The 22,828-nt window shown below is 43.2% G+C and carries 40 protein-coding genes, 1 tRNA gene and 1 pseudogene; 14 read left to right on the top strand and 28 right to left on the bottom strand.

What is annotated here, in order from left to right:
• Nucleotide 1 precedes the first annotated feature (1 nt).
• Nucleotides 2-1,555, bottom strand: a complete 1,554-nt coding sequence (gene istA, locus RS881_RS29870; RefSeq protein WP_315814078.1) for an IS21 family transposase — start codon at nucleotides 1,553-1,555, stop codon at nucleotides 2-4.
• A gap of 201 nt (nucleotides 1,556-1,756) precedes the next feature.
• On the opposite strand from istA, the gene RS881_RS29865 reads away from it, so the two are divergent.
• The gene (locus RS881_RS29865) at nucleotides 1,757-2,302 is read left to right on the top strand and encodes a hypothetical protein (protein ID WP_315814077.1); all 546 of its coding nucleotides are present in this window, start codon (nucleotides 1,757-1,759) and stop codon (nucleotides 2,300-2,302) included.
• A 294-nt stretch (nucleotides 2,303-2,596) separates the two neighbouring features.
• Here RS881_RS29865 and RS881_RS29860 read toward each other — a convergent pair whose 3' ends face one another.
• From RS881_RS29860 to RS881_RS29795, 14 genes are all read right to left on the bottom strand, one after another.
• Entirely contained in the window at nucleotides 2,597-3,013 is a 417-nt protein-coding gene (locus RS881_RS29860) for a DUF6046 domain-containing protein (RefSeq protein WP_315814076.1), read from the bottom strand.
• A 42-nt stretch (nucleotides 3,014-3,055) separates the two neighbouring features.
• Nucleotides 3,056-3,403, bottom strand: a complete 348-nt coding sequence (locus RS881_RS29855; protein WP_315814075.1) for a hypothetical protein — start codon at nucleotides 3,401-3,403, stop codon at nucleotides 3,056-3,058.
• A gap of 106 nt (nucleotides 3,404-3,509) precedes the next feature.
• Nucleotides 3,510-3,806 carry a hypothetical protein gene (locus tag RS881_RS29850; RefSeq protein WP_315814074.1) on the bottom strand — a complete coding sequence of 99 codons (297 nt, stop codon included), beginning with the start codon at nucleotides 3,804-3,806 and terminating at the stop codon, nucleotides 3,510-3,512.
• A gap of 86 nt (nucleotides 3,807-3,892) precedes the next feature.
• A complete protein-coding gene (locus RS881_RS29845; protein WP_315814073.1) occupies nucleotides 3,893-4,174 on the bottom strand; it encodes a hypothetical protein in 282 nt (93 codons plus the stop codon).
• A gap of 17 nt (nucleotides 4,175-4,191) precedes the next feature.
• The gene (locus tag RS881_RS29840) at nucleotides 4,192-4,728 is read right to left on the bottom strand and encodes a hypothetical protein (protein WP_315814072.1); all 537 of its coding nucleotides are present in this window, start codon (nucleotides 4,726-4,728) and stop codon (nucleotides 4,192-4,194) included.
• The gene (locus RS881_RS29835; RefSeq protein WP_315814071.1) at nucleotides 4,725-4,985 is read right to left on the bottom strand and encodes a hypothetical protein; all 261 of its coding nucleotides are present in this window, start codon (nucleotides 4,983-4,985) and stop codon (nucleotides 4,725-4,727) included. Before RS881_RS29835 ends, RS881_RS29840 begins: the two co-directional genes overlap by 4 nt.
• Nucleotides 4,986-5,654: 669 nt before the next feature.
• Nucleotides 5,655-5,999 carry a helix-turn-helix domain-containing protein gene (locus RS881_RS29830; RefSeq protein WP_315814070.1) on the bottom strand — a complete coding sequence of 115 codons (345 nt, stop codon included), beginning with the start codon at nucleotides 5,997-5,999 and terminating at the stop codon, nucleotides 5,655-5,657.
• 1 nt (nucleotide 6,000) lies between these two features.
• Complete coding sequence (locus tag RS881_RS29825) at nucleotides 6,001-6,261, bottom strand: hypothetical protein (protein WP_315814069.1); 261 nt, start codon at nucleotides 6,259-6,261, stop codon at nucleotides 6,001-6,003.
• Nucleotides 6,262-6,482: 221 nt separating this feature from the next.
• Nucleotides 6,483-6,854: a hypothetical protein gene (locus RS881_RS29820; RefSeq protein ID WP_315814068.1), complete on the bottom strand. Its 372-nt coding sequence runs from the start codon at nucleotides 6,852-6,854 to the stop codon at nucleotides 6,483-6,485.
• 156 nt (nucleotides 6,855-7,010) lie between these two features.
• Nucleotides 7,011-7,691 carry an AAA family ATPase gene (locus RS881_RS29815; protein ID WP_315814067.1) on the bottom strand — a complete coding sequence of 227 codons (681 nt, stop codon included), beginning with the start codon at nucleotides 7,689-7,691 and terminating at the stop codon, nucleotides 7,011-7,013.
• 70 nt (nucleotides 7,692-7,761) lie between these two features.
• Nucleotides 7,762-8,088 (bottom strand): hypothetical protein, encoded by a 327-nt coding sequence (locus RS881_RS29810; protein ID WP_315814066.1) that lies wholly within the window; start codon nucleotides 8,086-8,088, stop codon nucleotides 7,762-7,764.
• Between the two features lie 58 nt (nucleotides 8,089-8,146).
• On the bottom strand, nucleotides 8,147-9,223 hold the full coding sequence (locus tag RS881_RS29805; RefSeq protein WP_315814065.1) for an integrase catalytic domain-containing protein: 1,077 nt from the start codon (nucleotides 9,221-9,223) through the stop codon (nucleotides 8,147-8,149).
• An 8-nt stretch (nucleotides 9,224-9,231) separates the two neighbouring features.
• Nucleotides 9,232-9,774 carry a hypothetical protein gene (locus tag RS881_RS29800; RefSeq protein WP_315814064.1) on the bottom strand — a complete coding sequence of 181 codons (543 nt, stop codon included), beginning with the start codon at nucleotides 9,772-9,774 and terminating at the stop codon, nucleotides 9,232-9,234.
• Between the two features lie 5 nt (nucleotides 9,775-9,779).
• The gene (locus RS881_RS29795; protein ID WP_315814063.1) at nucleotides 9,780-10,016 is read right to left on the bottom strand and encodes a hypothetical protein; all 237 of its coding nucleotides are present in this window, start codon (nucleotides 10,014-10,016) and stop codon (nucleotides 9,780-9,782) included.
• A 102-nt stretch (nucleotides 10,017-10,118) separates the two neighbouring features.
• Here RS881_RS29795 and relB point away from each other — a divergent pair, with 102 nt between their 5' ends.
• Nucleotides 10,119-10,277 (top strand): type II toxin-antitoxin system RelB family anti-toxin, encoded by a 159-nt coding sequence (gene relB / locus RS881_RS29790; RefSeq protein ID WP_315814062.1) that lies wholly within the window; start codon nucleotides 10,119-10,121, stop codon nucleotides 10,275-10,277.
• Nucleotides 10,278-10,323: 46 nt separating this feature from the next.
• Nucleotides 10,324-10,749, top strand: a complete 426-nt coding sequence (locus RS881_RS29785; protein WP_315814061.1) for a hypothetical protein — start codon at nucleotides 10,324-10,326, stop codon at nucleotides 10,747-10,749.
• 345 nt (nucleotides 10,750-11,094) lie between these two features.
• On the opposite strand, the gene RS881_RS29780 is transcribed toward RS881_RS29785, so the two are convergent.
• The 7 genes from RS881_RS29780 to RS881_RS29750 form a co-directional block, all read right to left on the bottom strand.
• A complete protein-coding gene (locus RS881_RS29780) occupies nucleotides 11,095-11,448 on the bottom strand; it encodes a hypothetical protein (RefSeq protein WP_315814060.1) in 354 nt (117 codons plus the stop codon).
• Nucleotides 11,393-11,617, bottom strand: a complete 225-nt coding sequence (locus tag RS881_RS29775) for a hypothetical protein (RefSeq protein ID WP_315814059.1) — start codon at nucleotides 11,615-11,617, stop codon at nucleotides 11,393-11,395. The genes RS881_RS29780 and RS881_RS29775 overlap by 56 nt, the downstream gene beginning before the upstream one ends.
• A 270-nt stretch (nucleotides 11,618-11,887) precedes the next feature.
• Nucleotides 11,888-12,694 carry a hypothetical protein gene (locus RS881_RS29770; protein WP_315814058.1) on the bottom strand — a complete coding sequence of 269 codons (807 nt, stop codon included), beginning with the start codon at nucleotides 12,692-12,694 and terminating at the stop codon, nucleotides 11,888-11,890.
• Nucleotides 12,645-12,917: a hypothetical protein gene (locus RS881_RS29765; protein WP_315814057.1), complete on the bottom strand. Its 273-nt coding sequence runs from the start codon at nucleotides 12,915-12,917 to the stop codon at nucleotides 12,645-12,647. The genes RS881_RS29770 and RS881_RS29765 overlap by 50 nt, the downstream gene beginning before the upstream one ends.
• A gap of 5 nt (nucleotides 12,918-12,922) precedes the next feature.
• A complete protein-coding gene (locus RS881_RS29760) occupies nucleotides 12,923-13,351 on the bottom strand; it encodes an NACHT domain-containing protein (protein ID WP_315814056.1) in 429 nt (142 codons plus the stop codon).
• Between the two features lie 76 nt (nucleotides 13,352-13,427).
• Nucleotides 13,428-13,676 (bottom strand): hypothetical protein, encoded by a 249-nt coding sequence (locus RS881_RS29755; RefSeq protein WP_315814055.1) that lies wholly within the window; start codon nucleotides 13,674-13,676, stop codon nucleotides 13,428-13,430.
• A 149-nt stretch (nucleotides 13,677-13,825) separates the two neighbouring features.
• A complete protein-coding gene (locus RS881_RS29750) occupies nucleotides 13,826-13,969 on the bottom strand; it encodes a hypothetical protein (RefSeq protein WP_315814054.1) in 144 nt (47 codons plus the stop codon).
• A 484-nt stretch (nucleotides 13,970-14,453) separates the two neighbouring features.
• Between RS881_RS29750 and RS881_RS29745 the strand changes: the two genes are divergently transcribed.
• The 4 genes and pseudogenes from RS881_RS29745 to RS881_RS62610 all read left to right on the top strand — a co-directional run bounded on the left by RS881_RS29745 (nucleotide 14,454) and on the right by RS881_RS62610 (nucleotide 15,930).
• Nucleotides 14,454-14,537: transfer RNA gene (locus RS881_RS29745), tRNA-Leu, on the top strand.
• 440 nt (nucleotides 14,538-14,977) lie between these two features.
• Entirely contained in the window at nucleotides 14,978-15,277 is a 300-nt protein-coding gene (locus RS881_RS29740) for an ATP-dependent Clp protease adaptor ClpS (RefSeq protein ID WP_315814053.1), read from the top strand.
• A gap of 10 nt (nucleotides 15,278-15,287) precedes the next feature.
• Nucleotides 15,288-15,632 carry a hypothetical protein gene (locus tag RS881_RS62615; protein WP_315814052.1) on the top strand — a complete coding sequence of 115 codons (345 nt, stop codon included), beginning with the start codon at nucleotides 15,288-15,290 and terminating at the stop codon, nucleotides 15,630-15,632.
• A pseudogene (locus RS881_RS62610) lies at nucleotides 15,515-15,930 on the top strand (leucyl/phenylalanyl-tRNA--protein transferase). The gene RS881_RS62615 and the pseudogene RS881_RS62610 overlap by 118 nt, the downstream one beginning before the upstream one ends.
• 4 nt (nucleotides 15,931-15,934) lie before the next feature.
• On the opposite strand, the gene RS881_RS29725 reads toward RS881_RS62610, so the two are convergent.
• Both RS881_RS29725 and RS881_RS29720 read right to left on the bottom strand, forming a co-directional pair.
• The gene (locus tag RS881_RS29725; protein WP_315814050.1) at nucleotides 15,935-16,666 is read right to left on the bottom strand and encodes an esterase family protein; all 732 of its coding nucleotides are present in this window, start codon (nucleotides 16,664-16,666) and stop codon (nucleotides 15,935-15,937) included.
• 79 nt (nucleotides 16,667-16,745) lie between these two features.
• On the bottom strand, nucleotides 16,746-17,216 hold the full coding sequence (locus RS881_RS29720) for a hypothetical protein (RefSeq protein WP_315814049.1): 471 nt from the start codon (nucleotides 17,214-17,216) through the stop codon (nucleotides 16,746-16,748).
• Nucleotides 17,217-17,530: 314 nt separating this feature from the next.
• Here RS881_RS29720 and RS881_RS29715 point away from each other — a divergent pair, with 314 nt between their 5' ends.
• The 5 genes from RS881_RS29715 to RS881_RS29695 all read left to right on the top strand — a co-directional run bounded on the left by RS881_RS29715 (nucleotide 17,531) and on the right by RS881_RS29695 (nucleotide 19,498).
• Complete coding sequence (locus tag RS881_RS29715; RefSeq protein WP_315814048.1) at nucleotides 17,531-17,998, top strand: hypothetical protein; 468 nt, start codon at nucleotides 17,531-17,533, stop codon at nucleotides 17,996-17,998.
• Nucleotides 17,911-18,324: a PAS domain S-box protein gene (locus tag RS881_RS29710; RefSeq protein WP_315824652.1), complete on the top strand. Its 414-nt coding sequence runs from the start codon at nucleotides 17,911-17,913 to the stop codon at nucleotides 18,322-18,324. The genes RS881_RS29715 and RS881_RS29710 overlap by 88 nt, the downstream gene beginning before the upstream one ends.
• Nucleotides 18,325-18,397: 73 nt before the next feature.
• Nucleotides 18,398-18,712: a sensor histidine kinase gene (locus RS881_RS29705; RefSeq protein WP_315814047.1), complete on the top strand. Its 315-nt coding sequence runs from the start codon at nucleotides 18,398-18,400 to the stop codon at nucleotides 18,710-18,712.
• Nucleotides 18,713-18,732: 20 nt separating this feature from the next.
• Nucleotides 18,733-19,059, top strand: coding sequence for a sensor histidine kinase (locus RS881_RS29700; RefSeq protein ID WP_315814046.1), 327 nt, complete (start codon nucleotides 18,733-18,735; stop codon nucleotides 19,057-19,059).
• Nucleotides 19,060-19,063: 4 nt separating this feature from the next.
• On the top strand, nucleotides 19,064-19,498 hold the full coding sequence (locus tag RS881_RS29695; protein WP_315814045.1) for a response regulator: 435 nt from the start codon (nucleotides 19,064-19,066) through the stop codon (nucleotides 19,496-19,498).
• A 24-nt stretch (nucleotides 19,499-19,522) separates the two neighbouring features.
• Here the strand turns inward: RS881_RS29695 and RS881_RS29690 are convergent, their stop codons facing one another.
• The 3 genes from RS881_RS29690 to RS881_RS29680 all read right to left on the bottom strand — a co-directional run bounded on the left by RS881_RS29690 (nucleotide 19,523) and on the right by RS881_RS29680 (nucleotide 20,959).
• A complete protein-coding gene (locus RS881_RS29690) occupies nucleotides 19,523-19,759 on the bottom strand; it encodes a sensor histidine kinase (protein ID WP_315814044.1) in 237 nt (78 codons plus the stop codon).
• A gap of 115 nt (nucleotides 19,760-19,874) precedes the next feature.
• A complete protein-coding gene (locus RS881_RS29685) occupies nucleotides 19,875-20,207 on the bottom strand; it encodes a histidine kinase (RefSeq protein ID WP_315814043.1) in 333 nt (110 codons plus the stop codon).
• Nucleotides 20,204-20,959 carry a response regulator gene (locus RS881_RS29680; RefSeq protein WP_315814042.1) on the bottom strand — a complete coding sequence of 252 codons (756 nt, stop codon included), beginning with the start codon at nucleotides 20,957-20,959 and terminating at the stop codon, nucleotides 20,204-20,206. Before RS881_RS29680 ends, RS881_RS29685 begins: the two co-directional genes overlap by 4 nt.
• Nucleotides 20,960-21,344: 385 nt before the next feature.
• Here RS881_RS29680 and RS881_RS29675 point away from each other — a divergent pair, with 385 nt between their 5' ends.
• Both RS881_RS29675 and RS881_RS29670 read left to right on the top strand, forming a co-directional pair.
• Nucleotides 21,345-21,767, top strand: a complete 423-nt coding sequence (locus tag RS881_RS29675) for a DNA-3-methyladenine glycosylase I (RefSeq protein WP_315814041.1) — start codon at nucleotides 21,345-21,347, stop codon at nucleotides 21,765-21,767.
• A 109-nt stretch (nucleotides 21,768-21,876) separates the two neighbouring features.
• A complete protein-coding gene (locus RS881_RS29670) occupies nucleotides 21,877-22,440 on the top strand; it encodes a YdcF family protein (RefSeq protein WP_315814040.1) in 564 nt (187 codons plus the stop codon).
• Nucleotides 22,441-22,586: 146 nt separating this feature from the next.
• Here the strand turns inward: RS881_RS29670 and RS881_RS29665 are convergent, their stop codons facing one another.
• The gene (locus RS881_RS29665; protein WP_315814039.1) at nucleotides 22,587-22,826 is read right to left on the bottom strand and encodes a hypothetical protein; all 240 of its coding nucleotides are present in this window, start codon (nucleotides 22,824-22,826) and stop codon (nucleotides 22,587-22,589) included.
• Between the last annotated feature and the right edge of the window lie 2 nt (nucleotides 22,827-22,828).

The raw sequence follows: 22,828 nt of genomic DNA, 5'->3' as shown, positions 1-22,828 counted from the left end.
TTTAAAACATATCGTAATCGTTAATAGAGCTGGTGTCAGGCTGTATTAGTGCCTCTGTGGGTGTTTTGTGGTTTAGTGGATTGAGGTACACTACAGGGGCTTGCTGATCTTCCAGCTCGTTGTTCAGATGCAGCACCACTGATTTAAAGTCGGCAGCTCCTTTTGCTCCAATCTTCAGACAATAGGCTAATGCCTGCGCTGCAATAACCGGTTGGCAATGCTGCGCCACCTGTATCAGCAGCAGTAACTGGTCGCGTATGTAACGAGGTTTATCCTGCCGGATGGCAGAGATGAACCTGCCGGCAGCTTCAGCATCACTGACCAGTGAGCAGAACTGGTCTTCCAGCTCCTGTATAGCAGGACTCTTGTCACGGCGATGATCATTGTTAATAATTTTCTCTCCGCTGCCAGAGCTGATCAGATGGCGGCAGAGTTCCTGGTGTTCTAAATTATAGACAACAATGCAGGTGCCTTGCCTTGCCAGCAGCACCTGGCTGCCGCGTCCCTGATAGGTGCTGGAAGGTAAAGAGTAGAAGTTGCCTTTATAGGAGAAGCTGTTGTCTTTACGAACGGCATAAAGCGTTCCTTTAGGCCCTTGCAGTACCAGTGGCGTATAAGGATGAAGCAGGGATTTTTCTATGATCCATTCCTGTATGGGCTGTTTGCGGGTGGTACTATGGGGTAACTCATTGGCTGTTCTGCTTAGCCAGGCCAGTGCTTCTGCATTCAGGGTATCTATATCGCTAAAGGAGCGATTATACAGGAAGTTCTGTTTTACGTATTTTACGACGTTCTCTACCTTTCCCTTGCTTTCCGGATCGGATTTACGGCAGAAGTGCAGCTTGAACTTACGCTGGCTGCTATAGGCCCTGAACTGTTCAGTAAGGATCAGATCTCCCTTATTCTCATCTACAATGAACAACCTGTCCTGATCGTATACCACTGTATCAGGCAGTCCCTCTATAAAGGCAAAGGCATGCTCATGGGCTTCTATAGCGGTGATGGCAGTGAAGGGTTCCTGTGAGAAAAAGACGTACTTATACCGGGATCTTGACAGCACTAGTGTAAAAAAGTATACTTTAACCCTACCACCCTGTGTGTTACGCATATTGTACTGCCCAAAGTCGACCTGTGCCTGCGCTCCATAAGGTGTCTCCGGCACCATCTCATACACCCGTACCCCTTCGGTTTTCACTAACTGGTACCGCTGGCGTACACGGGATACGTAATTAAATACGGTTCTCACAGATACGGAAGGCAGATCAGGGTAATGTTCTTTCAGCCAGTCGTGCATCTGTGCCGATGAGGTGTCGGGATACTGCTCCAGCTTCAACTTTATAAACACTTCGTAGCGATCCAATATACAATCCTTTTCTACCCCACGTTGCAGTATCTCCTCGTAATCACGGTCATCCTCTACCACCAACAGGCGCTTTACAGTACGCCAGTTTAAACCCAGGTGATTGCTGATGTAACTGATGGAAAATCCTTCTCTCGATAATCTGTGTACTTCGTGATACGTCATAAGCTTCGATAAATACGGTGTCAGCGCCATGAATGGGGTATTGATTAACCCACAAAGCTCTGCACTCTTTGTTGCCGATTTCTCTGCACCGTTGTTGCCGAAAACTATGTATCAGTTGTTGCCGATTTCTATGTATTCCTGATTGCCGAAAACTGGGCAGATACCAAAAGGCTGTCTCCTATGTTTGCATAAACGGGAGATGGCCGCTTTTTCATTTTTAAATCATAACCCATGAATGATGAGATGAAAATAAGATCGCACTCAATAGCCAACGACTTGTGGGCATTGCACCATGACAATGCCTTTGGTGTTTTGCGAGTTGCGTTTGGGTGGTGTGAATTGGATGAGTATTTGACAACACTTTGGGAATGGTTGCAAGCTGCTTTAGGGAATGATAACAGTGCTTATGAATCTGCACCTCGTCGTATTGATCTAATGAAATATTATAATAGCGTTATACCGTTAATTGAAGCCTTAAACACCCTTAATGAAGCGAACAAACATAAGATGCTAACTGAAGATCAAGAAAAGAGTCTATTGACCAAACTTGACATGCCTGCACAATGCAAAATAACCATTGAACGATTTTGTAACTCGTTTACCTGGGACTACAGTAAAATGGAATTGTGGGACTGGTATGATGCAGGCAACTCAAATAATCAATACTATAATCAAGGGACAGACCGCTCCCTCTTGCTGCTTACCTGCCAATGTGTGTACAGTTTATTAAAAGCATCCTATCTAATACACGCAAACTATAAAGAACCTCAACAGTAACTATCAAATTTCACAAGTGGCCCTATAACAAAAAAAAGCCGCTCAATAGCGACTTTTTCAAAGTACAACTCTCTTTAAGGTATCAATTATCATACTCCAAAACAAAAATGCAGTCACTCTCCAGCTCCATTGAAAACGGCCTTACATGAAGTCTACCTCCCTGTACCTCTTGTAAATCCAGACTGGTGATTACAACTCGCTTCTGCTCATTGGGCGGCACTCCTGGAGTAAGTAAAAAAATATCAGTTAAGGCATTCTCCAGATTAACAGCCGTATTTGTCTCAAAGATCAATTTTAGCTTCTCAAGCTCTGACTCTGAAACTGTCTGTCTTGCCCTATCAAAAAACCCTTGATCCCTATTACATAATCATCAATACTGTATTGCTCCTTCACTGTCCCCTTTCTTTCAGTCATAGGAGTTTTGATGATATTCTTTTTGCTACTAATTTTCACCACTACATATGGCAGGTACATTAGTAGATTTGGCCCCTGATAAAGTCGCACAGGAAGCATTATCTCCACCCCGTTCAGGCTCTCTGAAATTATACCGCCTTTTGATGTGAACTTGTTTAATGCTGAAGTTTGCGGCAGTTGAAACATTTCAGTTGTGTCCTGTGCAACTTCTCCCTCTTCATTGATGACATAAGGATGGGAGCCGAACGTTTTTTGATAAAGCTTGGCGAGGTCTACTATTACAGATGTGTTGCTCATAAAAATTACCTTTAGATTAGAACGCTTTTTAAATCGGTAGTATCACCATGATAAATGCGGCCACTTAGATGCAAGCTTTCGCTTTAAGCGATCAACTGCAATGTCTTTATACTCGCTTTTTTTGGTTGCCAACATTGCATAATTGTCATCTATGATCTTCGGTATGGTAACCGTGCTAAGAAAGAACTCAACCGAAAGCTTCTCAATTATCACCTCATACCGGTTTTGGGTTGTAAAGCCATAATAGAAATAGCGATCAATCAAGCACTCATTTCTTTTTGCATTCAACTCAATGCTCCTGCCTTTTTTTGGCTTAGAACCCTCTTGAGTTGTTTGCTCACTAAAAATGTCCTTGAATATTTTATTGTTACCACGGATCACCTGACGCATAAGGCAGAATAGTTGTTTTAAAACAAAGCGAGTACTATACTTTTATAGGAAGCAAAATATGGGAGTAGCGCTATTAAGGATCAAGCACTACTTCCATTGCTTCAACCTAAACAGCAGTAGCTTTTTTGAAATAAGGATTGCTGTTGTAATTGGAGACACCCGACACCTTTATCCGGGAAACACCATTGGTGGATTCAAATACAGTTGAGACAATTTCACCAATAGGCTTTCCAGGGTGCATCTTATCAATGCCCAATTCGTAATACTTTTCTGCGACACCCTTTGCAAACTCAAGCATAGCCTTTGCCGCATCAGTTTCAGCAAACACCTTGTTGCCGTTTTCAACCGACACCTTCAAGGATTCTTTCAAGATAACAGCACCAGCCTCATTTAACTCAAACAAGGCAGATAAAGTGGCCGGGGTAATTTGCAGGTTTTGTGGTGGATAAAGTGAATCAGCCAGTTTTTTTACAACCTCACCGACCTTGTTTAATAACTGGTCATACCCTTCTGGCTTTTGTAATAGCTCGATAGCCTTTTTCTACATAGTTGAACATTGCCAACAACAATAGGCTGGCCATCTGTCATTTTATCAAGCAACAACGCCTCTGGCTCCTTAAATAGCCTGTATAAGCAATTAGTAGTAAGTGGAGGCAGGCCCGATGCCAAATAAAATGTTACTACCTCTTGTATCAAATCAGCAGCGGCCTCAAAGCTGGCGATCTGACTACGGTAGCTTCCTTCCCTGAACTCAATCAATACTTTTTCCATGTTTGTGAATTTTTGATTTATGATTTATAATCGCGGTTGAATGTCTGCTTGTATTTCGCTTTAAACCCTTCTAAATCCCTTTCTTTTAACTCCTCAAGCAAGCCCTGCCTATCTAAGGTTTCCCATGAGCAGTATAGCAAGGCAAGCCTTCTATTATCAGCATATTCCTCCAGCGCTTGAGCCAACCCTTCCGGGTCATCCTTATATATAGTTCTTAACTTGTGTAGGGTCTGCTCATTGATGGTATTCTTTTTAAACGCTTCAGAAAGCTGCTCATCAATATTTTTTGCAGCCTTTTGGGCAGCTTTGCCCTCCAGCTTTTTAACAGGCGCATTTTCAGCTTTCTTCTTTTCAGTCCTCAAGTCACTCAAGTTTACCGGCTGACCGTTGACATCGAATAAGGAGAGGCTATTCATATTACCGGGAATATCAACCAAAGAGCACTCTCTATGATACCATTTGGTGATTGTCGGGCCTGTTTGTCCTGGCTTCTTTAATGAGGGTTCATCACTCGACTCAACCACAACGATATTACCAACAGAGGCACCATTCAAAAAACCATCCTGAATCTCTTGAACAGTCTGCTCCCCCTTGGGTGGCTCATGTTAATAACAGGTTTTGCATATACAGCATCACCCTCGACGCGAAAACCCTCCCATCGAACCAATACACCCTCTTCACGCTTGTGCATATAATACCCAATAGGATTCTTTTTAAACTCATCCATCAGGTAGCCTGACGTTAGGAGCCTGAAGCCGTAAACATTGACGGTACTATCAGTAATCAGAAATTCTTTATTCAGCTTGTTCATTTGGTGGAGTTTGTATGAATGATAAATAATATTGCCCGGAAACCCGCTGCTGCATGTGAGTACACCGTATTTAAAACTTATCGAATGACGCTCACTTGTATCTAATCCATTAATAAAACCAATGAAGTGCAACTCTGCTGTTGATCCAACAGCAGCCTGAAGATGTATGAAGATTGATGGAGATGGAAAGCTTAAAGATGCAGAAGCTTGCAGTAAAGATAGATCAGACAGATGGTTTAATAAAGTTCACATATTCACGGTCACAGTCACCCGCTTATAAGTATTCCAAATCCACCAAAAGAGTCAACAAACAACCCATTATTAGCAGCATAAAGAGCATGAAACACCATCTATTTTTTATTGAAAAGACTCCAGATTGATCGTAATAAGGCCCGAAAATCACAAAATACTCCCTATAAACGTGGTCAAATACCTATAAAATCAGCACTACCAATTGAATATCAGCATGTTGTGTTATTTCTATAGCTCAAAAAAGAGGGATTTCATTGTATTTATGCAGCGGTTTTAAGGGATATAGTGCGGGCTATAATGGATATTTGAGGGCCTCTATACCCGCTGACTCCACACCTTAACAACCGCAAAAGGGATGTTGAGGCAATAAAAAACCCACTGTGGAAACAGCGGGCGTTCAATCTTCGCCTCTTCAGGCTATTCTTCATCATGAAACACTTTTTCCGGGTAGTACCTGTCTTGCAGCTTTTTCAGGTAGGCAAACCACAGGTCTTTAACCTGGTTATGTATAGAGGGGTTGGTACTCCTTACGTAATTCAGGAAATAGCCAAAATACAGGTGAAAGCCTCCGGTCTCCTCAATGGCCCCTTTCTTCGCATCCTTCCACTGGTATCTGTGATACCACTTTAAAACAGTCTTATATGAAACATCAATTGCACTGGCTGCATCTTTACAGGTAAACCCTTCAACCGTGATCAGCCAACGGGCTTTGAGGCGCTTGCCAACCATTTCCTTTTTACTGTAAATGCTATTCTGTTTCATGTTATTGGAATGAGTTCATTAAAGCAGAGTCAGTCTTGGCCAATTGTGTGATCCGTATGAGCTGCCCTGGAGAAAGGAGCATCTCTTGAAGCAGTGCTTTTAGAGCAAATAAGCCGTTTTGAGCTTCCCTGCCCGCCCCTTCATGATCCACCAAAGAAACAAGCTCCAGTAAGCCTGCTTGCATATTGGCAAGCTTTACCAATGGAGCCTCATGCTCTGTTGGTATTTCGATGATCAGGGAAGTATCAGTTATTTTAACCATAGTAGGATTTTTGGGAGATTAAAGATTTTGTACAGTTTAGGCTGGGTTTATAAGAGTCATATGCTTTTGGAGTGCTTTTTAAAGGAGCTTTCAATGTGTAGCTCTTCCAGTAAAGAAGATGTTGCTTTAGCAGCTTTTTGCTCAACATTCTTGCTGACTATTTTTTTAAACTGGCTAACTACTTTTACCAACTCGCTGTATGACAAACAGCCGATCTCTTTTTACAGCCCCCTGGTTAAAAGAAACTGATTGAGCTTTATGGTGTTCATTTTTTTATCCTCCAGGGTATCACCCCATATAATACCAGCTTCATAAGCCAGTGCAAAAACCGTCCTACGCATTTTGTCACAAGGATCATATTGAGCAAGAGCCTTGATTAAATCGCTTGCCTCTGTAAGCGTCATTTCCTTTGTGCTCACTGTCCTGCCATTGGAAAAACGGGCAACCAGTTCATTTTTGGAGTCCATTAAATTTAACTGGCTTAACAGTATGTGAATCTTTACAATTTGTGCATTTGTTGAGTAGGTCATAATTATTGTTGTTGTAGTTTGGGAATAATATTTACTCTGTATCTGTGGAAGCAATAAGGTCAATCTTATATAGCAGGATTTGGTTTAACAGGTCACCAAAACGCTTGTTACTGTAAAACTCTTTAACTGTTGCCTTGTCTGTGATTTCGTTTTGAGCACACACAAACTCAATCTCATCCCTGCTCAATCCGGTCATTCTATGCCAAAGGTTTACCCTTCTTAAAAACTCTGCACATCCTTCCTTTTGCTTCCGGGCATGTTTTTAAGGTTCTCTTCAAAGTAGGGCATACCTGCCAGGACAATGCCGCAATTGTTGATTGTGTAGTCTCTCAAGTCATGTAAATACTGCATAACCGTATGAGGCAATTTACCAGCTTCATCAATGATCAACAGGGGAGATGTCAACACGTTTAACTCCTCTGCAATCCTGTTAACCATGTCATACTTATTGCCTTCAAAAACAATCCCCAATTCTTTCAGGATAGTGCACAAAAACTGCCGGGCGTTCATTGTCTTTTTATAGACTATATAGAAAGTATTCCGGCCTCTTTTAATACTTTCCAATGATCTTGTCTTACCCATTCCGGTATCACCGGTTAGGCCGATCATAAGCCGGTTTTTACGGGCGGTACTGCAAAGCTTTTTAATAGCCAAATGATCAGCAGTATTGAACAATGGCTCCTTGTTACCAGTACCAACAGCATTCCATATCTTTCTCCACATTTCCTCACTAATGACATTCCATTTCCCGGTTAGAACGTTATTGATTGTAGCATCACTTACCCCAATTTTGGTAGCGGCTACCCTTTGAGAAACCCCTTTGGCGTTGCAGTACTCACGCAAGGCTTCGCAAATGTTTTCTTTTGAGACCTCTTCTGTTTTAACTACTTTTGAGTTCATATTGATTATATTTTGTTTGAAGTTTTAAGATTCAAAAGTTGCCTCCCTTGCTTGCAAGAGAGGCTTTTTATTAGTCAAGCAACTCTTCATCATTATCAATGGCAATCTGATGTTTGCCGTCAACTTTGAAAGGCGTTTTATTTTCCAACTTGCTTTTAGGTTGAAGTGATTCAAGTGTGAACTCATCAACAGGTAAACCGGTGACTACTGTTGTTAAGTCAATCCCCAATTCTCCGGCCCTGTATCGTACATAGTTGTTCTCAAGCTGTTGAGATAATTCTTTGGGAGCTTTGATTTTGTTGAGGTCTGCAAAAGCATCGGGATGCGCCTTTGATTCGTTTTCCTTTTTGGCTTTGGACGTATAACCCTTTAACCTCCCCTTATTCTTTAAAAGCAATTCAATGTCTTCGGGGTTTGATCTACTTTGGCACCATTGATGCCGCGCTTTATTTTTACTACTCCAATAAAGCTGTCATTCTTAATATTGAGATGTAGATTTCATCGTGAAGGTTCTCATACCGGACAAATACCTCTTGGTTATTGTATTGGTGCATCAGGTCGGCGCTCAATTGATACTCATACAATACGCCTCTTCTTGTGATATTGATTTGCCCTCTCTGTACTTTAGCTTTTTTGCAGGGTATGAATATTCGCGCTTGCTCAAACAGGTTAACCTCTATAGCATGAGGCTTGCTGCTTTCTGAATACATTTGAGCAGGCGTTTTACTGTGCTTTTTCAGGACAGTATTGTTATAATGCTCAACCGCCTCAATTACATTGATCCTGATTTGATCTTCAGTGAGGCGGTAGCCTGCTTTTTGAAACTTATCAATATACTCTTGAGCCGGTCTCCCTTCTTTATCCTTTGTTAATATGCCTTGGCCTGTCCACCCTGGGTAATTCTTTAAGAAGTGCTCATTAAAGTGCTTAAACGTGCGCTCAAGTATAGATTTATAACGGGGGTTGTGAGAAACAGTCCAATGGATGCCGTATGAGTCCAATTTTGTTTTTAGGTCTTTGGCCTCATCGGTTTTGTTGAATGAGTGGTTATCACAAACAAACTCCGCAGGCAGATAGCCAGTGTTTGAGACAGCATCCTTCAGGGCTGCAAAAATTACAAGGGTGTTTTCAGATTCACCAAAAGAGTAACCCAACATTTTTTTGCTGTGGCTGTCAACTACAGCAAAGAAGACCAACTTATTATACTCTCCGATCTTTCCAAAGTAGAAGGGCAGTGTGAAGCCATCAATTTGCCATTGAGAGTTTGCGTTTTTGGCATGGTTTATTTTGGCATAAGGCTCTAATTCGTTAATGGCAGCTTGAGCACCATACCGACTCTTAAAGATTTCATGATTCTTCAGCGCCCTTCGCCTGTGTTTTTTTACCCATTCTACACTTGGCACCACATTGATATTAGCCTCCTTGCAGAGTTTTACAATGGCCTCATGAATCTTTGCATTTGTCAACTTAACAGGAGAGCCGGATAGCTGACGGAGCCAGTTGTAAACAGCAGGATCATACCTTTCTTCCATTTGCTCCTTTAGAGCACGTTTATCAACGGCAATAAATTCAATGCCTTTTTGTCGGGCTTTGGTGAGGGCATTATAAAAGCGTGTTCAGAGTCATAGGGGCGGGCTACCACTTTATTGTATGCTTCAAAAGCTGCTTTCTTCTCTCCTTTATCTCCATCCAATTGCAACACGCACTCTATTGAGACCGCTTTAATGGCTGCTTCTCTCAATTTTTCCGTTGGGAGTTGAGGGTATTTTGGTTTGAAAAGGTTGAACCACTTTGAATAATTGGCAGATAGTGCGCTCTCCAGCTTTGAGGTAATCTCTTCAGTGAGTATCTCTGCCTTTTGCGTCCTGTACGTTGCTTTGATAACAGCTTCTGGAGGCAGCTTCCATCTTGTTTGGTCAGGAATTGAGGAGTAATCAATGTACGCCTCTTTGCCTTCATAAATTCGTGATCCTATTTTTCTCCTTCTCCAGGCGCTTATTGTCTGTTCTGGAATACCGAAAGAGGCAATGAATTTATAAGAAAGGTAAAGCGCGTCATTTCGAAAAAGTATTGGCTTTCCCATAGGAGTTAAATTGGTTTTTCAATATCCAAGCTATCTACCGTGTTGGCTATGGCATCCTTTGTGGCTTTGAGGTCATCCAAATACGTCTTGATGGCTTTTAATGCTTTCAGGTTTTGAGACTTCCCGGATAGAACATTTTGAACAGTATCACGGGAGACTTTGGCGAGTCTGGCAATCTCTCCGATAGCTCCATGTGGTAGGCTTTTCTTTATATTTTCGGCTTTAATAACTACTTTGTGCATAGATTTATCAATTTTAAATACCGAAAAACGACAGTTTTTACCGATATTTTAGGCAATTTAACTGTATTAATTCGGTATTTGTAACTTTTTCGGTATTTTTTTATGGACAAAGCAATTAACGAGCGGTTTAAAGAGGTTAGAAAGCAACTCTTTAAGACTCAAGAAGAGATGGCGCAAGCTTTAGATGTTAGCCAGGGAACCATTACAGATATTGAAAGACAGCGTATTGGTGTGAGTAAAAAGTCTCAAAAAAGCTTTTGAATTACTTAACGTAAATGTAGGGTGGTTCAATACCGGAATCGGTGAAATGTTTACCGATAAATTACCGAAAATGCAGGGTCATGGTGCAGGGGGTAATGTAGGGGTATCGCGAAAAGACAATAAATATTGGAATCGGCTATACCAAAAACAAGAGCCAGCTAAAGACGAAGTGTGGTTTAAGTTGTATTTGGAGGTCGAAAGCCTGCTTAAAAGAGCGTACTTCCTTTATCAGCGGATTATTGGTATTAAATTATTAATACCCAATACTTTAGACACTGAACGAGAGAGGGGCTTAATTACTTATGAGATGGATTTGATGGATACCGTTTTTATGGATAAGGCATCAGGCTACATCAGAGCTAAGTACAGTGACAAAACGGAACTTGTCACGTTCCGAGAGGAGCTAAACACCCTAATCCAAGTGTTTGATTCCAGATTTTTTGAGCTTTTGATATACTCTATAGTAAGTTGAGGCGGGAATTGATGGAGAGTGTATTAAAATCAAAAGACGTTGACTTGCAGTAGTTTACATCCCCTTATCTGCGTAAAAACAAACTTCTTTACATATCCTGACAGTAAGAAACTATACCGAAGATTTACCGAAATGGAAGTTTTAACTTTTAGGTGTACCCGATTCCTACGCATTAAATAGATAGTTTTTCGATTGACTCTCTGCCCCGAAAGTCAAGCCTGTAGCAAGTTTCAGGTTGGACAGTGCAATAAATGCACTTTTTTATTCTACTATAATCTTTAACTTATTCAAATACCCCCATATATACCGCCGTATCGCTCCAGTAGCAGTTGCACCCTGCTTTTTCTACCGGAGCAGCCCTGTTGGAAAGCTCCCGGTTGATCTGCTCCTCGTATTTGGGGAGGGGCCGCTTAGATATGCCTTCATTTTTGCTTCATTTTCCCAGGCAGATAAACGCACCAGGTTTTCCACCAATGCCTGCAGGGAGGCATTAAAAACAGGCGTACCCACCGCATAATCGTTCAGGGCTTGAATTAACAGGGGAGTGGCGGCAATATCTTTAATGCCCTTCAGCTTCTCAATGGCCAATTCATTCAGCTCGCCACTGGTCTTTTGATGGCTTCCAGGAGCGATTTGGCGGCCGTTACGGTACCAATTTCCCCAGGCCGGACAGACATTCCAGCCGGATGCCTTTATCATTATCGTCAATCATTTCCAGCAATACGTCACAACTGGCATCTTTCAGTTTGCTGATCTGTAGAATGGCAGAGGCCCGGGCGGAAACGGCCGATAGTTCTAATAAGGGAAGGAATTGCCGGATAGCAAAATAATCCCTGATCCGGCGATGGATGAACTCAAACTCATGCATACTTCGTTTTAATAAAAGCGCCCGGGTACAATAATGCAGAAAGCCACTAAAAGCCCAGGGCAATTTTTCTCCAGCTTGAGCCGTGAAAGCAGTATCCTGCTGCCAATAAAATGAAGTCCTTTTGCCAAACCGAAGCTCCATAAAACCATAGAAAAACGCCTGCCGCCAGGGCTATTAAAAAGGAGTATCCAGGAGACACCAGGAGGCCTGCCAGCGCGCCGAGAAAAGCACCCAGGAATACACCCAGGGTTTGGTAATTCAGTTGCTTGTCTAAAAGACCAACAGCGCAATCGCCATCACTATTTGTATCAGCAACAGCACCATGAGCCCCGGCTGCTGAAAGAGCAGGAAGCCGGCAATCCCGCCAGATATAGAATATACATTGTTACCTAAAAATTCCCAGAATGTAGGTTTTTCGTCGTTGAGGATGGCTGCGTTGATCAATACAACGCCCATATACATAAAAACCCATCTGTAATAAACTACTGTATTGTAATAATACAAGAACAATAGAGGTATGGCTATGATTGCCCCGGTGATCAGGTGCTTCCACCAGGGTGCTTTGTTAAACGCCTTGAACAATAGGGATGCACTCAATTTACCGATCCTGTATACAATGGCCATATAACCAACAGCAAATACCACCAGGATGCCCATTATACTGCCTTGCCAGGTGGTGAACAGCGCAACAAAGGGGATATACAGCACCACTGTTACGAGCATGACCACTGGCCAGCCAATTACATATCCTATGGCATAAAACGCCTTGCTATCCGGCGCGTCGTCCAGTCTTAAATAACTCACATAAAAGTAGCCGGCGGTGATCACCAATAGGTAGCCGGCGAGTATAAGCACCGGGTAATAAGGCATAAAAAGCAGGGCCAGCAAACCCAGGGTACTAAAGAGCAGTACCCCATTGACCGTTTGAATATATCCTTTGGGGTTAATCACCCTATTTTCATTCCCCACTTCATCTTCCGATAAGTAGTCATAAAGTTTACTGGTGGAGAAGGTGGAGACAGACCTTTCACTTTGTAGTTGGGCTATCCATTCCAGGTACCTGTATAGGCGGGACAATTTTTTTTTCAGGTACAGGCAGGTTAATAAAATCAGCATCATGCAGGTGGGAGTCGGGTAATCTTTTGCCTTGTTCCCGTTGTACCATGGCTTTTACATAGGCATCAAACAGGGCTACCCGCTTTTTGGTAATAGAATGCGTTTGCTGCAAAAGCACGGTTTTAAAATCTGTATACCGGCAGGCGAGTGCCATGATGCTGAGGTCTAGGGGTGATTTGGCCATTTCCTTCAGCTCTTCATCGTTATCCAGCAGTTCCTGCAGTTGGGGGCCTGGGCGGCGTCGAGGTATTCTTTGATCTGTTTTGGCGTCAACGGGTTAATCGTTACCGCGGCATCCAGCTTCAGCTTCACTTTAGAGGTATTGACCAATGCTTCATAATCGGCCAGGCGGCTGCATACCAGCAGCGAAATAGTAGGGTAGCGGGTTATAAAGGCATTTATCTTGTCGACTATAATGTTCCTGATCGATTCATCCGCCTCATCCAGTCCGTCCAGGAATAAAATGACCTTCTCTTTTTGCAGCCAGGACCGTACAATAGCGCGGTTGAGACCCGAGCGGTGCAGGCTGGCTGTTGTTTTAACCACCCATTCGTCCAGTCCCATCGTCATCAGTTCCTCTTCATTACTACTGTTATGCTGCCGTTTAAATAAACGCACGAACCCTTCATTTTTCCGCCACTTGGACAGGTTGATGAGGATGGGGATGGCGCCGGACTCTTCTTTGATCGCCTCTTCAATACAATAGCTTACACAGTTTAGTACCGTGGTGGTTTTCCTGCTCCCGGGGCCCCAGGAGCAGGATGCTGAATTCTTTTCCTTCAATGAGCGGGTTGATGGAGTCGATGATCTTCTCTTCTTCATGGATACCCTGGAGTGTAAAATGGAAGGCGGAAATATGCGAATTGGATGCTTTCAGTTGCAGGTCTACATACCGTGCATAGTGGATGGAGCTTTTTACCCTGTTGCCAATGTCTTTCTTCATCAAGCTTAGGTAGGCCTTACGGGCTCTTTTTTTCCTCGTCGGTAGTAAAGGTTTTCCTGGACGACATAAAAGAGTCCTTCACCACTTTGGCCAGTACCGCCAAAACGATGATGACCCCCATGATCAATAAAACGGTGGCGACCGTATTTTTAGAAACCCCACTTTTCCTGCAGGAAAACAACAATGGTATTGGAGGTGCTAAAGGCATCGCCCGCGGTGGCCAGGATACCCATGGCTACAGCCAGGGCTGCCCCGGTTTTGAGGTAAAATCTCTTGGAAGCGTAAAAACTCATTGTCGAAATTAGCTGTTGGTGTCTGGTTAAGAATATAGGGACGGCCAGGAGCCGGGCTCCGGTGGAAGTATTAATCAAATGGTGGTTGGGATGGATAGGGGACGGATACGACTAATGCGCCACTAAATTACCTGCTTAATCGGGTCAGGTTCAGAGGAATTGGCTTTACGGCTTTAAATTATCCAATTCTTTTCAAATATGGAAGGGTGGGGAAACGGTATTGATATTTGTTTGGTCTTTCCGGGGCCGGGTTTGGTCGCTTCCCAGGAGCGGCTCACCCCGGAGGTCATTCCCGCTGGCGGGTGAGGCCCTTTTGTAAGCGCCGGCTACAGAAGGGGAGCAGGAATTACAGACGCTTGTTGAGCCTCCTTTGGACTTCGCATTCCCTTCACTATCATGAACTTTTATGGAGAAATCCTGAAAAAAAAATAATTAGGTTTTGGCGGCAATTGTACAAAAGCGTAATATTGCACCCCAAGCAAGAGCCCAGATGGCGGAACTGGTAGACGCGCTAGACTCAAAATCTTGTTATCGAAAGGTAGTGCAGGTTCGATTCCTGTTCTGGGCACTTTAAAAGGTTGTAATAGTTGATTTACAACCTTTCTTCTTTTAGTGCGAGTCAAATTTTTGTAGGTATTTACTTTTTGGCATGGTATTCAACGTTAAAAACTTTGCATAGATACTCTTTCTTACGGATTGTTATTTTACTTTATTGGCCTCAATTCGAAATATTTGATAGCTCTGTTGTAACTGTTTTAAGTTAAAATAGCCAGTGTGCCCTAATTTAACGGTCACTGTGTGCTGCGAATTTCTGCCTACTCGGAAAAATACGCAATAATCATCAAAATAAAAGAATATGGCTGAAGTTAACAGGGACTCAAACCAAACAATTGATACCTACTAAGTAATTGATTCTAAGAAAATTCAGTCACCCCAGGCATAATTATCCCACCACTTGCCCGGGTTAAAGGCTTTTTATACATTTGTGTCATTAATACCCATGAGTTTATGGCATTTGACGGACCTACACGCCCTTATGAATCGGAAGATGTGGATGTACTCACGGAAAGTGAAGATCCCTGTAGTCTAATTGTGTGGAATGATGAAGTGAATACCTTTGAATGGGTAATAGAGACCCTGGTACAGGTATGTGGCCATAGCGCCGAACAGGCGGAACAATGCGCCTATATTATCCATTTTCAGGGGAAATATGCTGTAAAGCAAGGTACTTACGAAGAATTAAAACCTCAATGCGATGCCATTACAGATAGGAGCATCGGCGCTACGATTGAGGTAGTGGCAACCTAACACTGTTGGTATGCCTTTATTTGCTTTAGAAAAAGAATTGTATTTCCCTCCGGTTCATCTTGCTGAACCTGACGGCATGCTGGCCGTGGGCGGCGATCTTTCGCTCGACCGGCTCTTACTGGCATATCGACAGGGAATCTTTCCCTGGTATGAAGGAGCCCATATACTGTGGTGGAGCCCCAATCCGCGTTTTGTATTATTCCCCGAAACGTTAAAAGTGAGCAAGAGCATGCAGCAATTATTAAAAAGGATGCTTTTACATTTACGATTAATAAGGCTTTTGCAGCTGTTATACAGCAGTGCAAGTCCATCAGGCGCCAGGGTCAAACAGGCACCTGGATCACTCCGGCAGTAGAAAAAGCCTATATAGGCTTACATAAAGCAGGTTATGCACACAGTGCAGAGGTTTGGCAGGATGGAGAATTGGTGGGTGGGCTGTATGGTATCAGGCTGGGGAAAGTTTTTGTGGAGAAAGCATGTTTACCCGGGTCAGCAATGCCAGCAAATATGCATTTATTAGCTATGTTCAATTATTAAAAGCGGAAGGTATTCAACTGATCGATTGCCAGGTACACACCCCGCACCTCGAATCGCTGGGCGGCCAGATGATCGAACGGGAGGATTTCATTACGCTTATTAACAAACTCATGTAAGGCGCTAGAACCTGGTGCCCAAATAATGGGGCAACATAGTCTTCCAGGTAGTCCAGTCGTGCCGCCACTCTTGCCCCCAGACATCCAACTCGTAGTTGATGCCTTTACCATACAGTATCCCCGCAAACCGGCGTGCAGATTCAGGGTCTTCATAATCACCACTGCCTGAAAGTAAATGAATATGATGGCTGCGCCTGATCTGTTCCAGGATATTATGATCTGTCAGGTTGGGCATGTAATGGATGGGGCTATTAAAATACACATCATCATCAAAATAGCCTTTGGTGTATTCAGTCAATTCGTATACGCCGCTCATGGCAATACAACCATTCATCAGATCCGGTCTTTTGAAAAACAAATTGGCGCTGTGAAGTGCACCGAATGAAGCGCCGGATACAATGATGGGGGTCTCCTGGCTTGTGTGGGTATGGATGAAAGGAATTACTTCTTCATATACGTAATCATTCCATTGGCGATGCCTGATGGCTTTATTACGAGGTTCCATCTCATTGTTCATCCAGCTTTCGGTGTTGATGCTGTTGATGGAAAATAGTTTTACTTTCCCTGCATCGACGAAGGGTTGTAGAGACTCTATTAATCCAAAGCGTTCATATTCCAGGTAATCAGCTGCAGCAGTAGGGATGAGTAATAAAGCAAAGCCATAGTATCCATAAGTAGCTATGGGCATTTCTTTATTGAGAGAGGGGCTATACCAGGAAGTAATTTGTCTTTCCATGTAGTATTTGATAGTTATCTACAAGATACTTGATTCGTTGTAGAAGGCAAGGGGTGAGAAGTGAGAGGTGAGAGGTGAGTTATTTCTCGTCCTGGTAGGTATAGACAGCATAATGTTTCAGGGCTGTGATCTTCAGGCGTTCGCCCACTACATATACTTTTTTATACTCCCTGAATTGATTGTCTTTGTCCATAAAACCGATGATACAGGAATAATTTTCAGGACCTTTGCGGATCTCCGGCCGGGGCATAATGCCAAAATTGGGTAGTTTGAGGGTGTCGGTACCTTCTATCTCTTCAAATTGGAGACGAATAAGGTAGTAAAAGGTTTTATGGGTTTCAAATAACCGGACAGAAAAGTACCAATCATTTAAGGGGTTATCTGTTTTAATGCGGTATTCGGCAACCGGGGCTTTTTGTACGGTATCCCGAAAAGGAGGGATACTGGCAGCAGGATTGACAATGGCTGGCGGTTCATGGCCTGTATTTTGGGGAGTTTGGCCGCAACCGGCAATCAAACAGCAGAATAAGACAAAAGGAATGGTTTTCATAGTTGTATGCTACACATTTTCCACAAATATGCCTAAAAGGGTCAAGAATAAAAGACTCCAGGGTCTTTTGTGTGGCCAATGAACGATTTTATTATGTCATATGGCTGACCTTATTGTTTATCTTCAGCAAAATCAGGTGTTACCCATCCTTTTGGGCATTGATTGTTGCTCATTGTCAGTGCAAACCGTGAAGTATATTATAATAAAATTTGATTGTATCTTTAAGCCTGACCTTCATCCTATTCGAAATGTGGGCTGGCCGGGCTTGCCTGTAGCCCTCCAGTTGATCGATAGGGATGAGCCAATACTAATGCATGAACCAGGTTGTAGAATTCTTTGCGAAATTACTGAAAACCTCTGATTGGCCCCCTCGTTGGCATTGCGGAAAATGGACGGAGTTCCATGGATGGCTATACATTATCAGTGACCTCATGGTTTGGTCGGCCTACTTTGCAATCCCCTTTATAATCATTCGTTTTATTACGCGGAAGCACGATGCACAGTTCATCCGTTTATATTTTTTATTTGCGGCCTTTATATTGGCCTGTGGAGCCACCCATTTCTTTGATGCCGTCACATTTTGGTTTCCGGTTTACAGGGTCAATGCGCTGGTACGCGCTATCACAGGAATTATTAGCTGGATAACTGTATTTTACCTCATAAAGATCTTGCCCAAGGCTTTTACTTTGCGGTCATCCCGCGACCTGGAAGAGGAGGTAGAGCAACGGAAAAAGCAGAAACAAAATTCAGGAATTTCCTGGAAAGGCTACCCGACAGTGTAATTGTTGTCAATGAAGCAGGAATTATTCAATTGGTCAATGCACAAACAGTAAAAATGTTTGGTTATTGCCGGGAAGAATTGGTGGGTACGCGTATTGAAGGGCTGATGCCGCCACGGTATGAAAAGATGCACCCATTCAGGCGGTTTCGATTTTATGATACATCACAATCGACGCAGGTAGCAGAAGGATTTGAACTATTTGCATTGCGTAAGGACGGGCACGAGTTTCCGGTTGAAATGAGCCTTAGTCCCATGGAAACAGAAGAAGGCCTGATGCTCACGGCTGCGATCCGGGACGCGTCGGAGAAAAACAGCTGGAAAAAGTGATCCGGGATACGAATATCACGCTTGAACGAAAGGTGAGACAAAGAACGGAAGAACTGGAGCGAAAAACAAGGAATTGGAGCAGTTTGCCTATGTAGCCTCGCACGATATGCAAGAACCGCTACGAACAACTTCGAGCTTTGTAGATTTGTTGCGCAAGCAGTACAGAGGAAAGCTGGACGACAACGCGGATAAGTACCTGGATTATATTGTTCAGTCGTCGGACCGTATGAAAATACTTATCAGGGACTTACTGGACTATTCAAGGTTGGGGCGCGAAAAAGAAAGACGGCAGGTGGATTGCAATAGTATTGTAGAGCAGGTAAGGGCCGACCTCAACCGGGTAATCCGGGAAAGTAAGGCTGAAATAAAGGCAGGAAACTACCGCTGATTGACGGTTTTCCCACGGAGTTGAAACTGCTTTTCCAGAACCTGGTTAGCAATTCTATCAAGTTCCGCCGGCCAGGTGTACCTCCGCTGGTGGAAATCACCGCAGTAAAGAATAGTGGAATTTGGGAATTTTCCTTAAGGGACAATGGAATTGGAATTGAATCGCAATACCTGGAACGTATATTTGTAATTTTTCAGCGACTGCATAACCGTACTGATTATGATGGTTCGGGCATTGGGCTGGCACACTGCAAAAAGATTGTAGAATTACATGGAGGAAGGATATGGGTAGAATCGGAACCCGGCGCCGGAAGCACCTTTTTCTTTACCATTTCAGAAAATCAGTGATCAAATGAAAAGAAAACTAGATTGCGTGCTGCTCATTGACGATGATGAGCCCACTAACTTCCTCAATAAGATGATCATTGAGGAAACCGGTATGGTGAAAGAAGTGAAGGTAGCCCAAAGTGCCCGCGAAGCACTGGAGTACCTATCGGGCAAACAGCAAACTGTAGTTAGTGGCCAACTATCTACGCCAGAACTGATATTACTGGATATCAATATGCCTGCTATGGATGGTTGGGAATTTCTGGAACGGTATGACAAGCTATCTCCTGAACTGAAAGCATCTATTATTGTTGTTATGCTAACCACCTCGTTCAATCCGGAAGATGAGTTGAAAGCTAGCAGGATCAGCTATATTTCCAGCTTCCGTAATAAACCACTTACTCAGGAAATCGTTTTGGGAATATTAGAAAAGCATTTCGGCTGGCAGCATGGGGCTTGATGATCTCCGGCATACTTCGCGTGGTCACAAGGGTATATCCACCTTCAATACGCAGCCCTGGCCACTACTGCTGATGATCTCCATATTGCCATTTTGCATTTCTACCCGGCTTACGATATTATTCAAGCCAATACCTTTGGCTTTTTGTTTCGGGTCAAACCCAATACCATTGTCTTTGATAACAAGATGTGCTTTCTTACGGGAAGTTTTCAACTCTATATCAGCATGGGTAGCGCGGGCATGTTTTACAATATTGTTCATTTGTTCTTGTACGATGCGGTAAAGGATCAGCTTTTATTGTTGGAGAGTGTTTCAATATGCTGATCGTTGGCTTTAATACGAATATGGAGTTCGGGCGAGACGGTCATATTCTCAATCATTTCCAGCAAAGCCTCTTTAAGGCCAATATCGCCCAGGGATGGGGGACGAGGTTTTTGGATAATGATCTTATTTCATTAATGGCTTTTGAAATATTTTCATAGCTCTTGTGCAAGAGTTCTTTGCGAATATCTTCGTCATTGATGGCCATATCCACACACAATTTGGCTGTTGCTAAAATCTGGTTGATATTATCGTGGAGCTCCCGGCCGATTTCCCTTCTTTCCTGTTCCTGTGTTTGAATAGTGATCTGGGTAATCAGTTTTTGGGTTTCGATCTGGCTTCGCAGGAGTTCTTCCTGCATTTTCTTTCTTTCGGTGATATCCATCATTGCGCCGATAACACGATAGGGTCGGCGCTGGTCATTGCGTAAAATATACCCCGGTCGTATACAAAGCGATAAGTGCCTGCTGCTGACAGGTAACGGTATTCTTCCTGCCATTGGTCTTTTCCCTCCTGTATACAGTCATTAATTTTCTGCAATACTCTATCCCTGTCATCCGGATGTATTTTCTGGTTATGCCATTCAATGGTATTTTGCACATCTACTGGCTTAAATCCAAAGATGTTGGTAATGCCCTCATTCCACAAAATTTCATGGGTTCTCAAATCCCAATCCCAGATGGTATCGTTGGTGGCTTTGATCAGGGTATTGTAACGTTCATAGTTTTCCACTACCTTTTGCAGGATCTTTTTGCGTTCAATACTATACTGGATCGACTTGGCCAGTAGTTTTTCATCAAACTCGCCTTTCAGGAGGTAGTCCTGTGCGCCCATGACAATGGTATTGAGGGCCACCTGGGTGTCCGGGAGGCCAGAAAGTACAATAATGGAAATATGAGGCGCCTGCTCATTAATACGAACAAATGATTGGAGGCCTTCGCTGTCGGGCAAGGTGAGATCGAGGAAAATCAGGTCTGGTGTTTCCTCCTGAACTATTTGCAGGGCAGCCTGCAATTTTTCGGCATGAAACAATTCACGAATGGGTAAACCGGTTAAACGAAGGTACTCTGTGAACAGGAAATAGTCACTCGGGTTATCCTCCACCACCAAAATGCTCAACGGATGTGTTGAAGTGATCATAATAGGGATTTTGTAATGCTGGTTTGTGCTACTTCAAACCGGCATAAACGAAATTCGATTCATTCAGAGCCTTCGATTTAGGGGCGCCCATGGTTGCCGGGCATCACTGCTGTTAACCACAGCAGGCAAGGGACACGATGCAAAACTGACAAAATGAACGGTGCAGAACGTGCTAAACATGATCAAAAGTAACAGCGCATAGACAAAGAAAAGGTACTAAATCCTTTATTCAGAAAAAAATTAAGGCAATTTCTTTTTTTTTTTTTTTAGGTTATGGGCCCGGCTATTTTTGATGCCCGAAACCTTCTTTCTTTTACTGTTATTTTTTGCGGTTTTCATTTATGGCACAAGCACCCAAAAAAGTTATTGTGAGGCCGTTTGGGAGATGGAGCCTGGTAATGTGCATATTCATTACCATGACGATGAATATGGCTTCTCCATCGGGAGTGACAATGAATTGTTTGCCCGGCTTGTATTAGAGATCAATCAGGCTGGATTGAGCTGGCTTACAATCCTGAAAAAGAAGGGGAATTTCTATAAGGCTTTTGATGATTTTGATATTGATAAGGTGGCCAGGTACACGGATAAAAGAATAGCCAAGCTGCTACAGGACGAGGGCATCATACGCAACCGGCTAAAAATTAATGCCGCGATAGAAAATGCCAAACGCATTCGGCAGCTACAAAAGGAATTTGGGTCTTTTCAGCAATGGCTAGGGGCGCATCATCCGCAAACGAAGGAAGAATGGGTGAAGTTATTTAAAAAGACCTTCCTTTTACGGGAGGAGAGATCGTACATTCCTTCCTAATGAGCATTGGTTACCTTCCTGGTGCACATATTGAAGCTTGCCCCATTTATAAAAGATACTGAAAACAAAACCCGCCTGGCTGGGCAAATAGGAACAAGCACGCAAACCCATGTTGAACAAGCTCCGCATCATTACTCTTATTTTCCTTGCCTGGTTCTTTTTGCACTGTATATGGGTGGTAAAAGATGGGTTCCAGGAATTTACGGGTAAGGCAGGTATCGCCATTGTTTTTGGCAGTACGGCTTTTGCCGATGGCAGTTTATCGCCCTGGCTGCAGGGAAGGGTAGATGAAGGGCTAAGACTCTACCGCAATAAGCAAGTGAAAAAAATAATGGTTAGTGGAGGGATCGGCACTTCCGAATACCCGGAAGGAGATGCCATGCGGAATTACCTGTTGCAGCAAGGGGTTAGGGAGGAAGATATCTGGGTAGATAATGAAGGGGACAATAGTTACCTGACGGCAGTTAATTTCCTTTCTTTGAATCGATCTGCTGGATATAGGGCGGCTGTTGTTGTAAGTAGCTACTACCATATTACCCGGTGTAAATACATTGTTAAAAAGCTAGGATTTCCGGAGGTAGAAGGCGCCAGCTCTGGCTACAGGGCAATAAAAGACTGGTATGGACTTGTAAGAGAATTTCCCGCATTATATAAATACTGGTGGTTGTATTGATCGGCAGTGGTGAATCGGCAATGGAAGTGTCGAGAAACTTTGTACAGCTTTTGGTTGTCAAAGACGTTTGACCTCCTAATTCAATTGTACAGCCGGGAGACGGTAATGTTGGCCATCATAGATAAAGAGCTCATCAATTTCATAGCTCAATATTTATGAATGGGAGATTTAACGAGGTATTCTTCTATTTCTTCCTTGTTTTGGGCGGTAAAAGTGATCCATACACGCTGGGTTTCCATAGACACCACATACTGATCTATGATGCCCTTCTCTATTAAAGTATCAATGTACACACGGTGGGAGGGAACCAGGGACATGAATTCATCGTCCATTTCAAAATGTATCGTAACCTGGAATTTCTTCATACTATCCATTTCAAGTAACACAT

Origin of the sequence: Paraflavitalea speifideaquila, assembly GCF_032395985.1 — a bacterium.
GTDB classification, from domain to species: domain Bacteria; phylum Bacteroidota; class Bacteroidia; order Chitinophagales; family Chitinophagaceae; genus Paraflavitalea; species Paraflavitalea speifideaquila.
This window is presented reverse-complemented; position numbering and strand designations above follow the sequence as displayed.

Bases quoted from the DNA above. Each gene is read 5' to 3' on its own strand.
- istA (WP_315814078.1), bottom strand. From the start codon at position 1,555: ATGGCGCTGACACCGTATTTATCGAAGCTTATGACGTATCACGAAGTA.
- RS881_RS29865 (WP_315814077.1), top strand. From the start codon at position 1,757: ATGAATGATGAGATGAAAATAAGATCGCACTCAATAGCCAACGACTTG.
- RS881_RS29860 (WP_315814076.1), bottom strand. From the start codon at position 3,013: ATGAGCAACACATCTGTAATAGTAGACCTCGCCAAGCTTTATCAAAAA.
- RS881_RS29855 (WP_315814075.1), bottom strand. From the start codon at position 3,403: ATGCGTCAGGTGATCCGTGGTAACAATAAAATATTCAAGGACATTTTT.
- RS881_RS29845 (WP_315814073.1), bottom strand. From the start codon at position 4,174: ATGGAAAAAGTATTGATTGAGTTCAGGGAAGGAAGCTACCGTAGTCAG.
- RS881_RS29835 (WP_315814071.1), bottom strand. From the start codon at position 4,985: ATGAACAAGCTGAATAAAGAATTTCTGATTACTGATAGTACCGTCAAT.
- RS881_RS29830 (WP_315814070.1), bottom strand. From the start codon at position 5,999: ATGAAACAGAATAGCATTTACAGTAAAAAGGAAATGGTTGGCAAGCGC.
- RS881_RS29825 (WP_315814069.1), bottom strand. From the start codon at position 6,261: ATGGTTAAAATAACTGATACTTCCCTGATCATCGAAATACCAACAGAG.
- RS881_RS29815 (WP_315814067.1), bottom strand. From the start codon at position 7,691: ATGAACTCAAAAGTAGTTAAAACAGAAGAGGTCTCAAAAGAAAACATT.
- RS881_RS29805 (WP_315814065.1), bottom strand. From the start codon at position 9,223: ATGGAAGAAAGGTATGATCCTGCTGTTTACAACTGGCTCCGTCAGCTA.
- RS881_RS29800 (WP_315814064.1), bottom strand. From the start codon at position 9,774: ATGGGAAAGCCAATACTTTTTCGAAATGACGCGCTTTACCTTTCTTAT.
- RS881_RS29795 (WP_315814063.1), bottom strand. From the start codon at position 10,016: ATGCACAAAGTAGTTATTAAAGCCGAAAATATAAAGAAAAGCCTACCA.
- relB (WP_315814062.1), top strand. From the start codon at position 10,119: ATGGACAAAGCAATTAACGAGCGGTTTAAAGAGGTTAGAAAGCAACTC.
- RS881_RS29785 (WP_315814061.1), top strand. From the start codon at position 10,324: ATGTTTACCGATAAATTACCGAAAATGCAGGGTCATGGTGCAGGGGGT.
- RS881_RS29780 (WP_315814060.1), bottom strand. From the start codon at position 11,448: ATGATAAAGGCATCCGGCTGGAATGTCTGTCCGGCCTGGGGAAATTGG.
- RS881_RS29775 (WP_315814059.1), bottom strand. From the start codon at position 11,617: ATGCATGAGTTTGAGTTCATCCATCGCCGGATCAGGGATTATTTTGCT.
- RS881_RS29765 (WP_315814057.1), bottom strand. From the start codon at position 12,917: ATGGCCAAATCACCCCTAGACCTCAGCATCATGGCACTCGCCTGCCGG.
- RS881_RS29755 (WP_315814055.1), bottom strand. From the start codon at position 13,676: ATGAAGAAAGACATTGGCAACAGGGTAAAAAGCTCCATCCACTATGCA.
- RS881_RS29750 (WP_315814054.1), bottom strand. From the start codon at position 13,969: ATGAGTTTTTACGCTTCCAAGAGATTTTACCTCAAAACCGGGGCAGCC.
- RS881_RS29740 (WP_315814053.1), top strand. From the start codon at position 14,978: ATGGCATTTGACGGACCTACACGCCCTTATGAATCGGAAGATGTGGAT.
- RS881_RS62615 (WP_315814052.1), top strand. From the start codon at position 15,288: ATGCCTTTATTTGCTTTAGAAAAAGAATTGTATTTCCCTCCGGTTCAT.
- RS881_RS29725 (WP_315814050.1), bottom strand. From the start codon at position 16,666: ATGGAAAGACAAATTACTTCCTGGTATAGCCCCTCTCTCAATAAAGAA.
- RS881_RS29720 (WP_315814049.1), bottom strand. From the start codon at position 17,216: ATGAAAACCATTCCTTTTGTCTTATTCTGCTGTTTGATTGCCGGTTGC.
- RS881_RS29715 (WP_315814048.1), top strand. From the start codon at position 17,531: ATGAACCAGGTTGTAGAATTCTTTGCGAAATTACTGAAAACCTCTGAT.
- RS881_RS29695 (WP_315814045.1), top strand. From the start codon at position 19,064: ATGAAAAGAAAACTAGATTGCGTGCTGCTCATTGACGATGATGAGCCC.
- RS881_RS29690 (WP_315814044.1), bottom strand. From the start codon at position 19,759: ATGAACAATATTGTAAAACATGCCCGCGCTACCCATGCTGATATAGAG.
- RS881_RS29685 (WP_315814043.1), bottom strand. From the start codon at position 20,207: ATGATGGATATCACCGAAAGAAAGAAAATGCAGGAAGAACTCCTGCGA.
- RS881_RS29680 (WP_315814042.1), bottom strand. From the start codon at position 20,959: ATGATCACTTCAACACATCCGTTGAGCATTTTGGTGGTGGAGGATAAC.
- RS881_RS29675 (WP_315814041.1), top strand. From the start codon at position 21,345: ATGGAGCCTGGTAATGTGCATATTCATTACCATGACGATGAATATGGC.
- RS881_RS29670 (WP_315814040.1), top strand. From the start codon at position 21,877: ATGTTGAACAAGCTCCGCATCATTACTCTTATTTTCCTTGCCTGGTTC.